Origin of the sequence: Pseudomonas sp. B21-010 (genome assembly GCF_024749325.1) — a bacterium.
Taxonomy (GTDB): domain Bacteria; phylum Pseudomonadota; class Gammaproteobacteria; order Pseudomonadales; family Pseudomonadaceae; genus Aquipseudomonas; species Aquipseudomonas kilonensis.
In genome coordinates this window covers 5,452,362-5,465,896 of record NZ_CP087198.1, presented here as the reverse complement: position 1 = coordinate 5,465,896, position 13,535 = coordinate 5,452,362, and the positions used below count along the sequence as shown (strand labels likewise).

Annotated in this window: 11 protein-coding genes; all 11 read right to left on the bottom strand. The window is 61.5% G+C overall.

What is annotated here, in order from left to right; translation table 11 throughout:
• Positions 1–59: 59 nt before the first annotated feature.
• The 11 genes from pgi to dksA all read right to left on the bottom strand — a co-directional run bounded on the left by pgi (position 60) and on the right by dksA (position 13,475).
• Positions 60–1,724, bottom strand: a complete 1,665-nt coding sequence (gene pgi, locus LOY50_RS24345) for a glucose-6-phosphate isomerase (RefSeq protein WP_258689391.1) — start codon at positions 1,722–1,724, stop codon at positions 60–62.
• Positions 1,725–2,046: 322 nt separating this feature from the next.
• On the bottom strand, positions 2,047–2,427 hold the full coding sequence (panD, locus tag LOY50_RS24340) for an aspartate 1-decarboxylase (RefSeq protein ID WP_003205654.1): 381 nt from the start codon (positions 2,425–2,427) through the stop codon (positions 2,047–2,049).
• 217 nt (positions 2,428–2,644) lie between these two features.
• Entirely contained in the window at positions 2,645–3,505 is an 861-nt protein-coding gene (gene panC, locus LOY50_RS24335; protein ID WP_258689390.1) for a pantoate--beta-alanine ligase, read from the bottom strand.
• Positions 3,502–4,302 (bottom strand): 3-methyl-2-oxobutanoate hydroxymethyltransferase, encoded by an 801-nt coding sequence (panB, locus tag LOY50_RS24330; protein ID WP_018609283.1) that lies wholly within the window; start codon positions 4,300–4,302, stop codon positions 3,502–3,504. The genes panC and panB overlap by 4 nt, the downstream gene beginning before the upstream one ends.
• A 366-nt stretch (positions 4,303–4,668) precedes the next feature.
• Entirely contained in the window at positions 4,669–5,154 is a 486-nt protein-coding gene (folK, locus tag LOY50_RS24325; RefSeq protein ID WP_258689389.1) for a 2-amino-4-hydroxy-6-hydroxymethyldihydropteridine diphosphokinase, read from the bottom strand.
• 3 nt (positions 5,155–5,157) lie between these two features.
• Positions 5,158–6,555 (bottom strand): polynucleotide adenylyltransferase PcnB, encoded by a 1,398-nt coding sequence (locus LOY50_RS24320; protein ID WP_253469434.1) that lies wholly within the window; start codon positions 6,553–6,555, stop codon positions 5,158–5,160.
• 715 nt (positions 6,556–7,270) lie between these two features.
• The gene (locus tag LOY50_RS24315; RefSeq protein WP_253469432.1) at positions 7,271–8,704 is read right to left on the bottom strand and encodes a sigma-54 dependent transcriptional regulator; all 1,434 of its coding nucleotides are present in this window, start codon (positions 8,702–8,704) and stop codon (positions 7,271–7,273) included.
• A gap of 22 nt (positions 8,705–8,726) precedes the next feature.
• A complete protein-coding gene (locus tag LOY50_RS24310) occupies positions 8,727–11,681 on the bottom strand; it encodes a sensor histidine kinase (RefSeq protein WP_258689387.1) in 2,955 nt (984 codons plus the stop codon).
• Positions 11,665–11,841 carry a hypothetical protein gene (locus tag LOY50_RS24305; RefSeq protein ID WP_003176118.1) on the bottom strand — a complete coding sequence of 59 codons (177 nt, stop codon included), beginning with the start codon at positions 11,839–11,841 and terminating at the stop codon, positions 11,665–11,667. The genes LOY50_RS24310 and LOY50_RS24305 overlap by 17 nt, the downstream gene beginning before the upstream one ends.
• Positions 11,842–11,919: 78 nt before the next feature.
• Positions 11,920–12,810 (bottom strand): tRNA glutamyl-Q(34) synthetase GluQRS, encoded by an 891-nt coding sequence (gene gluQRS / locus LOY50_RS24300; protein WP_253478305.1) that lies wholly within the window; start codon positions 12,808–12,810, stop codon positions 11,920–11,922.
• A 221-nt stretch (positions 12,811–13,031) separates the two neighbouring features.
• Positions 13,032–13,475, bottom strand: coding sequence for an RNA polymerase-binding protein DksA (gene dksA / locus LOY50_RS24295; RefSeq protein ID WP_047229844.1), 444 nt, complete (start codon positions 13,473–13,475; stop codon positions 13,032–13,034).
• Between the last annotated feature and the right edge of the window lie 60 nt (positions 13,476–13,535).

The window sequence follows — 13,535 nt, the reverse complement described above, 5'->3', positions numbered from 1 at the left end:
GCTCCCACAAGGCTCGCTCCCACAGGGATCAGCGGTGAGCTGTGGGAGCGTGGGGACGATCAGCCGCGGTGACGACCGCGGAAGTAGTTGATCAAGCCCTGGGTCGAGGCATCTTCGGCCGGGTTTTCTTCACTGCCCACCAGGCGGTTGTAGACGCCCTTGCCCAGTTCCTTGCCCAGTTCCACGCCCCATTGGTCGAAGGCGTTGATGCCCCAGACCACGCTTTGCACGAACACCTTGTGTTCATACAGCGCCACCAGTGCGCCGAGGCGACGTGGGCTGATGCGTTCGACCACCAGGGTGTTGCTCGGACGGTTGCCCGGGATCACCTTGTGGGAGGCCAGTTTCTGCACCTCTTCTTCGCTGGCGCCCTTGTCCCGCAGCTCGGCTTCGGCTTCGGCGCGGGTCCTGCCGAGCATCAGTGCCTGGCTCTGGGACAGGCAGTTGGCGTACAGCCACTGGTGATGATCGGAAACCGGGTTGAAGCTGACGATCGGCACGATGAAGTCGGCCGGGATCAACTGGGTGCCTTGGTGCAGCAACTGGTGGTAGGCGTGCTGACCGTTGCAGCCAACGCCGCCCCAGATCACCGGGCCCGTGTCGGTCGACACCGGCGTACCGTCCAGGCGCACGCTCTTGCCGTTGGATTCCATGTCCAACTGCTGCAAATGCTTGGTGATGTTACGCAGGTAGTGGTCGTACGGCAGGATCGCATGGCTCTGCGCGCCCCAGAAGTTGCCGTACCACACGCCCAACAGCGCCAGCAGCACCGGCATGTTCTGTTCGAACGGGGCGCTCTGGAAATGCTGGTCCATGGAATAGGCGCCGGAGAGCAATTCCTTGAAGTTCGACATGCCGATGGCCAGGGCGATCGGCAGGCCGATGGCCGACCACAGCGAGTAACGCCCGCCAACCCAGTCCCACATCGGGAAGATGTTTTCTTCGCGGATGCCGAAGGCCACGGCGGCGGCATTGTTGCTCGACACGGCGATGAAGTGGCGATACAGCTCCGCTTCGGAGCCACCCTGGGCCAGGTACCAGGCGCGGGCGGCTTGGGCGTTCTTCAGGGTTTCGAGGGTGTTGAAGGATTTCGACGAGACGATGAACAGCGTGGTCTCGGCGCGCAGCTTCATGGTCAGTTCGTGGAACTCACTGCCGTCGATGTTCGCCAGGTAGTGGCAGCGAACGCCTTTTTGCGCGTAGGACAACAGCGCTTCGGACACCAGCTCCGGGCCGAGGAAAGAACCACCGATGCCGATGTTCACCACGTCGGTGATGGGCTTTTCGGTGTAGCCGCGCCACAGGCCGTCGTGAATGCGGCCCACCAGGTCGGTGATCTGGTTCAGCACTTTGTGCACGTCCGGCATCACGTTGACGCCGTTGACCAGCAACTTGTCGCCCACCGGCCGACGCAGGGCGGTGTGCAGGGCAGGGCGGTTTTCCGAGGCGTTGACGATTTCGCCTTCGAACAGTGACTTGATCGCGCCCTTGAGGTCGACTTCGTTGGCCAGGCCCACCAGCAGATCGCGGGTCTGGGCGTTGATCAGGTTTTTCGAGTAGTCGAGAAACAGGCCGCAGCTCGACAGGGTGAATTGAGTAAAACGCTGCGGATCGGCATTGAACGCTTCGCGCATGCTGAAATCCTGCATGGCTTTGCGGTGGTCATTCAGCGCTTGCCAGGCTGGCAGAGCGGTCACGTCATGAGGGGTTCGGTAATACGCCATCGCTGCGGGTTTCCTTTTTACTTGAACGGCCTTTTGTACACTAAAAACTCCGGCGCGGCTTGAGGTGGGCGTCCGGACACTGCATCGACATGATCGCCGGACACAGGGCGACTACAGTAAACCTCGTGTTGCGATCTGTCTTGGCTTTGTCTGACCGATTCCCGGTACTTTTTTATACAGCAGGGGGCGGGAATGGTTCGCTGTGGGAGCAAAGCTTGCTCGCGATTGCAATGGACCAGTTGCATGGATGTCGCCTGACACACTGCTATCGCGAGCAAGCTTTGCTCCCACAGGCTTGTACACAGATATCGTTCGGGTTCGATCAGGCGAGCTGCACCGGAATCGCATTGCTGGTGTGGCTCAGTTCATTGCCTGGCGCCATGTACAGCATGCGGGGCTTGAAGTTGACCAGCTCAGCTTCGCTGTAGTGGGCGTAGGCGCAGATGATGACACGATCACCCACCTTGGCCTTGTGCGCTGCGGCGCCGTTCACCGAGATCATCCGCGAACCTTCCTCGCCACGGATGGCGTAGGTGGTGAAGCGTTCGCCGTTGTCGACGTTGTAGATCTGGATCTGTTCGTATTCGCGGATTCCCGACAGGTCCAGCCACTCACCATCAATGGCGCAGGAGCCTTCGTAATCGAGCACGGCGTGGGTGACTTCGGCGCGGTGCAGCTTGGCCTTGAGCATGATGGCATGCATGAATGTTTCCTCTGGTCGGGTCCGAACGGCGGGCAGTCTGCCTGAAGCCTTGTGGGGCGGCAATACGCGAGGGATTTGCACGTGCAGTCGGTATGTGGGAGCAAAGCTTGCTCGCGATGACGTGGTCAAATTCGACACGTACGTCGAATATCAGACCGCTATCGCGAGCAAGCTTTGCTCCCACAAGGCCCACCCCCAGATTGGGACGGGTGTGGGTTCAGGCGGGGGTGTCGAGGTCCAGGTGCAGGTTGTCGATCAGGCGTGTGGTACCGAGGAAGGCCGCCACCAGAATCACCAGGTCACGGTCCTCGCTCAATGCCGGGCGCAAGGTCTTGGCGTGACGGATTTCCAGGTAATCGGGACGCAGGCCGGCGGCTTCGAGTTGCTTGAGCTGCTCGTCGATCAGTGCCGGGAAATCTCGTCGGCCCTGTTTGATGGCCTCGGCGATCTGGCTCAGGACGCGATAGACCACGGGCGCGACGGCACGTTGATCCGGGCTGAGGAAGCCGTTGCGCGAGGACAGCGCCAGGCCGTCCTCGGCGCGAACGGTCGGCTCGCCGATGATCTGGATCGGCATGTTCAGGTCATGGACCAGTGCGCGAATCACCGCCAGTTGCTGGAAGTCTTTCTGGCCAAACACCGCCAGGTCAGGCTGGACCATGTTGAACAGCTTGCTGACCACCGTCGCCACGCCTTCGAAATGCCCTGGACGGCTGGCACCGCACAAGCCTTCGGACAATTGCGGGACGCTGACCCGGGTTTGCCCGGCCATGCCGTCGGGGTACATCTCGTCGACGCTGGGCGCGAACAGCAGATGGCAGCCGGCCTGGAGCAGTTTCTCCTGGTCGGCCGCCAGGGTGCGGGGGTATTTGTCCAGGTCTTCGCCAGCGCCGAATTGCAGGGGGTTGACGAAAATGCTCGCCACTACGAAATCGGCCCGTTGCGCGGCCTTGGTGACCAGCGCCACGTGGCCGCTGTGCAGGTTGCCCATGGTCGGCACGAAGGCGATGCGTTTGCCTTCGCCGCGGGCACGGGCCACGGCGGCCCGCAGTTCGCGTACGGTTTTGACGGTGTTCATGCAGAAAACCCGTGCTCGGCGCCAGGGAAGGTTACGGCCTTGACTTCGGCGACGTAGGCACTCAACGCGCCCTGGATGGACGTCTGCCCGGCCATGAAGTCCTTCACGAACTTGGGCACGCGACCGGTGATCGACAGGCCGAGCATGTCGTGCAGCACCAGTACCTGGCCATCGGTGGCGTGGCCGGCGCCGATCCCGATCACCGGGATCTTCACCGCCTGGGTGATTTCTTCCGCCAGCTCGCTGGGCACGCATTCGAGCAGCAACATCGCCGCGCCAGCCTGCTCCAGCGCAATCGCATCGGCGCGCATCTGCCGTGCCTGGTTCTCATTGCGACCCTGGACCTTGTAGCCACCGAAGATATTGACCGATTGTGGGGTCAGGCCCATGTGCGCGCATACCGGGATACCCCGCTCGGCCAGCAGCCGAATCGAATCGGCCAGCCACAACGCACCTTCGACCTTGAGCATGTGGGCACCGGCCTGCATCAGCATGGCGCTGTTGGTCATGGTTTGTTCGAGGGTGGCGTAGGCCATGAACGGCAGGTCGGCAAGAATCAGTGCATCGGTGTTACCGCGTTTGACGGCGGCCACATGGTAGGCCATCTCGGCGGTGGTCACCGGCAGCGTGCTGTCGTGACCTTGCAGCACCATGCCGAGGGAATCGCCCACCAGCAACACTTCGACACCGGCCTCATTGCAGGCGTGGGCGAAAGTTGCGTCATAGCAGGTCAGCATGGTGATTTTTTCACCTTTTTGCTTGAGACCTTGCAGCGTGGTCAGGGTAATAGCTGGCATGAAAAAGTCCTCATTAGGCGCTCGTGAATTACTGCAAGTAACGCGCATGATTCGTTATCGATACAGGCGCACCTTCTTATGTGTGGTGCTTGTAAGGCCTGGATTGCGCCCTTCAGCGCCGTATTGGCGGCAACGGGACGCCTATAGTCGTGAGGAGCACTCGGGAAGTCAATTGGATGTGTTACCGCCGGGTGTTACCGGGGTTACTGATGCGTTTCAGCGTAGAGGCGTGTTTCGGATCTGACGGCTGGGTCCCGGATCCTGTGGGAGCGAGCTTGCTCGCGATGGCGGCGGGCCAGTCAATATAAATGTCGACTGCTACACCGCTATCGCGAGCAAGCTCGCTCCCACAGGGGATGGTCTTCGTCAGATAGGCGGCAAGCGTTCCAGACCAACGAATGGGCACGCCGCGAGGAGATCCTTAAGTGAGCGTCCATCGGCGAGCAGCAGGTCGGCGGGCGCCAACTCGGCCAGTGGGTACAGCACGAAGGCTCGGGCTTGCATGTGGTAGTGAGGTACCTTGAGGCGAGGCTCGTCGATCAGGCGATCGCCGAACAGCAGGATGTCCAGGTCCAGGGTGCGCGGGCCCCAGCGTTCCAGGCGTTCGCGACCTTGTCCGGTTTCGATGGCTTGCAGCGCATCGAGCAGGTCCAGCGGTGCCAGGCGGCTGTCCAGCGCCGCCACCGCGTTGGTGTAGCGCGGCTGGCCGGGCAGCAGGGAATCGCTCTGATAAAACGCCGAGACCCCCAGCAGTTGGGTGTCGGGCAATTGCGCCAGCGCCTGGACGGCGCTGCGCAATTGTTCGGCGGGTTCGGCCAGGTTGCTGCCCATGCCGATGTAGATGCGTTCCATCGATTACTCGCCCGATGCGCTCGGTACACCGGCACGCTTGCGCTTGGCACCGCTGCTGCGACGGCGCTTGCGCGGGCCGCTGGCGCCGTCATCCTTGCCGCTGAGGTCGCGAATCATGTCGCGGCGCTCGCTGTCGTTGGCGTCCTGGTAATCGGTCCACCATTCACCCAGGCCATCGGTCTGCTCGCCCGCGCTTTCACGCAGCAGCAGGAAGTCGTAGCCGGCGCGGAAACGCGGGTTGTCCAGCAGCAGGTCGGCACGCTTGCCGCTGCGCCGTGGCAGGCGCTCCTGCATGTCCCAGATCTCGCGGATCGGCATCGTGAAGCGTTTTGGAATGGCGATGCGCTGGCACTGTTCGGCAATCAGCTCGTGGGCGGCTTCCTGCATCGCCGGGATCGGCGGCATGCCACGCTCTTGCAGGCGCAGCACCCGAGCCGGCAGGGCAGGCCAGAGCAACGCGGCGAACAGGAACGCAGGCGTCACCGGCTTGTTCTGCTTGATGCGCAGGTCGGTGTTGGTCAGTGCTTCGCTGATCAAGGTGTGGGTGTAGGTCGGGTTGTGCTCCAGGGCCTCGGCACTGGCGGGGAACAGCGGATCGAACAACTGCAGGTCCACCAGCATCTCGAAGGTGTCTGCGGCGTTGCCCGACAGGAACAGCTTGAGCACTTCCTCGAACAGGCGCGCCGAAGGGATTTCGCGCAGCATCGGCGCCAGTTCACGAATCGGCAAGGCGCTGTGTTTTTCGATGCCGAAATCCAGCTTGGCGGCGAAACGCACGGCCCGCAGCATTCGCACCGGGTCTTCCTGGTAGCGCTGCTTGGGGTCGCCGATCAGGCGGATCAGGCGATTGCGAATGTCGTGTACGCCGTTGGCGTAATCGAGGATGCGCTCGCTGACCGGATCGTAATACAGGGCGTTGATGGTGAAGTCGCGGCGTTGCGCGTCTTCTTCCAGCGTGCCGTAGACGTTATCGCGCAGGATGCGCCCGCTTTCGTTGCGGGAAGACTGGTTGCTGTCTTCCTCTTCATCGTTTTGCGGGTGATTGGCGCGGAAGGTCGCCACTTCGATGATTTCGCGACCGAAGTGGATGTGGACCAGTTTGAAGCGCCGGCCAATGATCCGCGCATTGCGAAATTCGGCCCGTATCTGTTCCGGCGTGGCACTGGTGGCGACGTCGAAATCCTTGGGGGTGATGTTGAGCAGCATGTCGCGCACGCAGCCACCGACCAGGTAAGCCTGGTAACCGGCGTTCTGCAAACGTTCGACGATGTTCACCGCATACCGGCTGAACTGGGCCTTTTGCAGTGAATGCTGGCCGCTGTTGAGCACTTCAGGCGTGCTGCGAATGTGTTGCGTACGACGCAAGGGAGAACGGAATGACTGGAACAGCTTCTTCAGCATGGGATGCACTGTTTGAAGGAATATTCGGCCAAAAACGAAGAATGACCGCATGATGGGCCGAGATTCTAGCATTTAGTCGAGGGATGGTGTAGGACGGAGCAGTTTAGAGCTGCAAGCTTCAGCGACAAGCCTTGTAGGCTGCGGGGAGTCGGAACGACAGAAACCACAAGGGGAGCCGAAGCTCCCCCAGAATTAGTTACGTGCTCTGTTTTTATTATTGGTTTTGGGCTTCTTGTTTTTGTTGAGTGCCCGCGTCACGAGGTTTTCCCTTCGTGACCCTCCCAATCGGGAGCCAAGAGCAAACGGATTGCTTTGATCGCTGTGTTGCAGTGATCTATCGATCCAACCAGTTCAGGCACCTGTCTTGAGACAGTTTTTATTGTTCTCGGCCTGGTTGTGGGGCAAGCCCCAAATACAACGCCTCTCCAAAAGAATCAGTTAGCTGCGCCTCTCGCCGTCTTGTTTTTATTGTGCGTGAGTCGATTCGTCTTATTTTTATTGTCTTTTGCATTGCTTGTTATTGTTCTTGTACCAAAGCTATAGCAGGGGGCGTGCCAACTTTTGCGAGGCCCAGCGGAACCGGGGGTTCTAGGGTTATAACCATTTTTTCGGGGCGAAAAAAAGCCGGGGTTTCGTTACCGTAAACCCCGGCTTCTGTTACGTGAAAAAGCTGAGGTAACAGTTTTTTCACATTCAGCGGTGTTACCCCCACACCTCAGCTTTCGCTGGTCGCACCGGTCTTGCGCCGTGGAATCCCCAGGCGCTGGCGACGTTCCCACAGGCACTTGCGGCTTACGCCCAGTTTGCGTGCCAGTTCGGTCTCGGTCATGTGGTCCTGGTGCTCCAGGACGAAGTGCTGGAAGTAGTCTTCCAGGGACAGGTCTTCGGTGGGCTCGTGGCTGGTGTTGTTGGCAGCGCCGCCCTGTTGCGGGGCCAGGCCGATGAACTCTTCGTCGTCCAGGTCGCTCAGTTCGATGTCGATGCCCAGCAGCTCGGCAGAGATTTCCGGGCTCTCGCACAGGATCACCGCCCGCTCAACCGCGTTTTCCAGCTCGCGAACGTTACCCGGCCAGGCGTAATGACGGATGGCCTGTTCGGCGTCCGGGGCGAACTTGAGATCGGTGCGGTTGACCCGCGCGCTCTGGCGAGCCAGGAATGCCTGGGCGATTTCATTGACGTCCGCGCCACGCTCGCGCAGGGCGGGCAGCTTCAAGGCGATCACGTGCAAGCGGTAATACAAGTCTTCGCGGAACTGGCCGATCTTCGCCAGGCTCTTGAGGTCACGGTGGGTGGCCGCGATCAGGCGCACATCGACCTTTTGCGACTGCACCGAGCCGACGCGGCGGATTTCGCCTTCCTGCAGCACCCGCAGCAACCGCGCCTGGGCTTCCAGTGGCAGTTCGCCGATTTCATCGAGGAACAGCGTGCCGCCGTCCGCCGCTTCCACCAAGCCTGCGCGCCCGGCGCTGGCACCGGTGAACGCACCTTTCTCGTGGCCGAACAGTTCGGACTCGATCAGGCTCTCCGGGATCGCCGCGCAGTTCACCGAGATCATCGGCGCCTTGGCCCGGCGTGACAGATTGTGCAGGGCACGGGCTACCAGCTCCTTGCCGGTACCGGACTCGCCCTGGATCAGGACATTGGAGTCGGTCGGCGCCACTTTGCGGATCTTGCTGTACAGGTCCTGCATGGGCGGGCAGGAACCGATGATGCCAATTTCGCCATTATTGTTGCTGGCGCCGGCTTTCGCCGAGGCACTGGCCTTGCCGACGGGTTCCGCCGGGTTGCTGGTCGCCGCCTGTCGGTCACGCAGGATGCGGGCCACGGCCTGGAGCATCTCGTCGTGGTCGAACGGTTTGGCGATGTAGTCCACCGCACCCATTTTCATGGAGTCGACCGCCGAGCGCAGGCTGGCGTAACTGGTCATGATCAGCACGGGTGTGCCCTGGCCGAGCTTGATCAGCTCGGTACCCGGGGCGCCAGGCAGGCGCAGGTCGCTGACGATCAGGTCAAACGTTGGAATGCTGAAACGTTCTTGTGCTTCCTGCACTGAACCGGCTTCGCTGACCTGGTACTGGTTGCGTTCCAGCAGGCGGCGCAAGGCGGAGCGGATAATTGTTTCGTCTTCGACGATCAAAATGTGCGGCATTGATTCGATTCTCTCGACGGTCTCAGTTCACAGCGGACGTCGCTTCGACATGACGCGGCAAGGTCACCCGGATACGGGTGCCGCGTTGGCTTTGTACATCGGCCGGGCTGTCGATGGTGATTTGTCCATAATGCTCTTCAACGATGGAATAGACCAGTGCGAGGCCCAGACCGGTGCCTTCGCCAGGATCCTTGGTGGTGAAGAAAGGTTCGAACAATCGGTCCATGATGTTCTGTGGGATACCGCTGCCTTCGTCTTCGACGATCAGGTCGACCGTGTGTTCGAAGGCTTCACTCTTGACCCGCACCGCGCTGCCGGCCGGTGAGGCGTCCCGCGCGTTGGATAGCAGGTTGATCAACACCTGGGCGAGCCGCTGGGGGTCGCCGTCGACCCAATGGTCCGGATCGCACAGGTTGAAGAATTGCACTTCGAAATTGCGCCGGTTGAGCGCCAGCAGACCAATGGCATCCTGGGCCACTTCGGCCAGACAGACGGGCTCGTCATTGTGCTGGTGACCGCCGGCATGGGCGAAGCTCATCAGCGACTGGACGATGCGCGATACGCGCTTGGTCTGTTCGAGGATCTGGCCGCTGATTTCCGTCAGCTCGCCGTCGTCCTCGCGTTCTTCGCGCAGGTTCTGCGCCAGGCAGGCGATGCCGGTGATCGGGTTGCCGATTTCGTGGGCCACCCCGGCGGCCAACCGGCCGATGCTTGCCAGTCGTTCGGAGTGGACCAGCTTGTCTTCGAGCATCTGGGTATCGGTCAGGTCTTCGACCAGCAGCACCAGGCCGCTGTTACCGGGTGCCAACGGCTCGTCGATCGCCGCCTTGTGCAGGTTCAGCCAACGGGTCTGGCCGTCGAGGGCCAGGTGCTGTTTATGCAAGTGCTCGTCCGGCAGGTCGATGAAACCTTGCAACAAGCCTTTCCACGGTTCGCCCAGGGTGCTCAGGCGTGAACCGACCACGCGCTGGGCCGCGATCCCGGTGAGCTCTTCCATGGCTTTGTTCCACATCAGGATTTCCTGGTCCTTGGCCAGCGAGCACACGCCCATCGGCAGTTCCTGCAGGGTCTGGCGGTGGTAACGGCGCAAGGCGTCCAGTTCGGCGGCAAGGCCCGTGAGGCGCGAATGGTAATCCTCGAGGCGGCTTTCGATGAAGTGGATGTCTTCGGTGACGTAGTTCTCGCCGCCGGCCTTGTAGGGCAGGAACGTCTCGACCATATCCTGGGCCACGCTGGGGCCCATCAGGCCGGACAGGTTGGCCTCGATCCGGTCCCGCAGGCGACGCAAGGCATACGGGCGACGTTCATCGAAGGGCAGGTAGAGGTCGCGCAGGGCCTGTTCGACTTCTTTTTGCGCGGCCTTGGCGCCCAAGGGCTTGGCCAGTTGCGTGGCGAATTCCTGGGGCGAGGCGGCGTGCAGTTCGCGACGCTGCGGGCGGCGGACATTGTCCACCGCGCAAGCTTCGGCGGCGCTGGCCTCTTCGCTGCTGGCGTTGGTGAACAGCGAGATCAGGGTGAACATCAGCACGTTCGCCGCCAGGGAGGCGATGGCCGCCATATGCCAACTGGTGTCGTCGAGCACGTAGATCATGTTCAGCAGCGGAATATAGAAGCCCTGCAGGTTGCCCAACAGCGGCAACAGCATCGCGACCAGCCACACCAGGATCCCTGCCAGCAGGCCGGCGATGAAGCCGCGGCGGTTGGCGGTCGGCCAATACAGCACCGACAGTACGCCGGGCAGGAACTGCAAGGTGGCAACGAAGGCGACGATGCCCAGGTTGGCCAAGTCCTGTCCCTCACCCAGCATCAGGTAGAAACCGTAGCCGGCCATGATGATCGCGACGATCAGCGCCCGCCGTGTCCATTTCAGCCAGCGGTAGATATTGCCTTCGGCCGGTGGCTGGTAGAGCGGCAGCACCAGGTGGTTGAGGGCCATGCCCGACAATGCCAGCGTGGTGACGATGATCAAGCCGCTGGCCGCCGACAGGCCGCCGACATACGCCAGCAACGCCAGGGCCTTGCTGTTGGCGGCGATGCCGATGCCCAGGGTGAAATATTCCGGATTGGTACTGGCGCCCAGCTTCAAGCCGGCCCAGAGGATCAGCGGTACCGCCAGGCTCATCAGCAGCAGGAACAGCGGCAGGCCCCAACTGGCGCTTACCAGCGAGCGCGGGTTGAGGTTTTCGGTAAAGGTCATGTGGTACATGTGCGGCATCACGATGGCCGATGCGAAGAACACCAGCAACAGCGTGCGCCATGGGCCTTCCTGCAACGGTGTGTGCAGGGCGGCGAGGGCCGTCTGGTTCTGCAGTAGCCACACTTCCAGCTGTTGCGGGCCATCGAACACGCCATACAGGGCATAGAGGCCGACCCCACCGATGGCAATCAGCTTGATCACCGATTCGAAAGCGATGGCGAACACCAGGCCTTCGTGTTTTTCCCGCGTGGCGATGTGTCGGGAGCCGAAGAAAATCGTGAACAGGATGATCAGTACGCAGAAGCTCAGTGCCACTCGGTGCTGCACCGGCTCGCGGGTCAGGATGCTGATGGAGTCGGCCACGGCCTGGATCTGCAGGGCCAGCAGCGGCAGCACCCCGATCAGCATGAAGATCGTGGTCAGCGCGCCGGCCCAGGTGCTGCGAAAGCGAAAGGCGAACAGGTCGGCCAGCGACGACAGTTGGTAGGTGCGGGTGATTTTCAGGATCGGGTAGAGCAACACCGGCGCCAGCAGGAACGCCCCTGACACCCCCAGGTAACTGGAGAGGAAACCATAGCCGTACTGGTAGGCCAGCCCGACCGTGCCATAGAACGCCCATGCGCTGGCATAGACACCCAGCGACAGGGTGTAGGTCAGCGGGTGGCGGATGATCGCTCGGGGGATCATGCCTCGTTCGCTGATCCAGGCTACGCCGAACAGCACTGCCAGGTAGGCAGCGCTGATCAGGACCATCTGGGTCAGGCTAAAGCTCATCGGCATCTTTTTGGCTCTGCAGGATGAAGGTCACGACAATCAGGATCAGCCAGAGCAGATACGGCCGATACCAGGCACCCGTGGCATCGATCCACCAATCCATGATGGCCGGGGAGAACAGATAAATCCCCACTACCAGGAGCAGGACCAAGCGATAGATATACATCCCGGCCTCTCTAATTTATGCGCGTGCCCAAAAAACGTGCGGCGATGGTAACGGATGGGCGCCAAGCTGCAAGGGCCGTCAACGTATTTGCGCTTCGGGCAGGCTCAGTGTGCGCGGGATCTTGCCTGCATCCCAGTGGCGAATGCCCCAAGCCAGCAGTTCGCGTGGGCTGGCATCGACCAGTTCGAGGCCCGGTTGCTGGCCCAGCGCGCGCAACGCCCGTAACAGCAATGGCGTGGCCTGATCGGCCGCCAGGGGCGGTGAGCGGTAGGATTTACCGAGCTTGTGCCCATCAGGCTGGGTGATCAGCGGCACGTGCAGGTAACGCGGTTGCGGCAACCCGAGCAGTTCTTGCAGGTAGAGCTGGCGCGGCGTGGAGTCCAGCAGGTCGGCGCCGCGCACGATATCGGTCACGCCTTGCCAGGCATCGTCCAGGACCACGGCCAATTGATAGGCGTAGAGCCCGTCGCGGCGGCGGATCACGAAGTCGCCGACCTCACGGCCCAGGTGCTGGCGGAACTCGCCCTGGACCCGGTCGGTGAAGTGGTACTCAAGCTCGGGGACGCGCAGACGGATGGCGGCGTCCTCGGTGCCGTGCCCGGCATTGCGGCACAGCCCCGGATAAATGCCCTGATACGCTTCCAGTTGTTTGCGCGAACAGGTGCAGGCGTAGGCGAGGCCTTGGCTGAACAGTCGGTTGATGACCTGATCGTAGGCGTCATGGCGCTCGCTCTGGCGAACCATCTCGCCGTCCCATTCGAACCCGTAGCTTTCCAGTGCCTTGAGTATCGCCGCTTGCGCGCCCGGTTCTTCCCGGGGCGGGTCGAGGTCTTCCATGCGCAGCAACCAACGCCCGCCCACGGCGCGGGCATCCAGGTACGACGCCAGTGCGGCGACCAGTGAGCCGAAGTGCAAGTGGCCGCTGGGGGTGGGGGCGAAGCGGCCGATGTAGGGGGCGGTGGCAGTCATAGGGCGAATGTTACTGAGTCCGGGCGGTAGGAATACAAATCTTGATGCCGAAGCATATCCCCTGTGGGAGCGAGCTTGCTCGCGATAGCGGTGTACCTGTCACATCAATGCGGGCTGACCCGCTGCTATCGCGAGCAAGCTCGCTCCCACAGGGATATTGAAAGCATCGGAAACAAAAAACGGAGCGTATGAACGCTCCGTTTCGGTGACAGCCCCGGCGATTATTTGCCGACTTGTTTTTCCTTGATTTCCGCCAGGGTCTTGCAGTCGACACACATGTCGGCGGTCGGACGGGCTTCGAGTCGCTTGACGCCGATCTCGACGCCGCAGGACTCGCACCAACCGTATTCTTCGTCTTCGATCAGTTGCAGGGTCTTGTCGATTTTCTTGATGAGCTTGCGCTCGCGATCACGGGCGCGCAGCTCGAGGCTGAACTCTTCTTCCTGACTGGCACGGTCGGCCGGGTCGGGGAAGTTGGCCGCTTCGTCTTTCATGTGATCCACGGTGCGGTCGACTTCCTGCATCAAGTCCTGTTTCCACTTGTTCAGGATCTTGGTGAAGTGCGCGCGCATGGGGGCACCCATGTACTCTTCGCCAGCTTGCGGGACGTAAGGCTCAAACCCGCTGAGCGACTGATTTTGATTTTGCTTTGCTTGGGTGGGCATGAATGGACCGCCTCTACTCTTGTAATCCACTACGCAGGATTGCTCCATCACCGACACCTG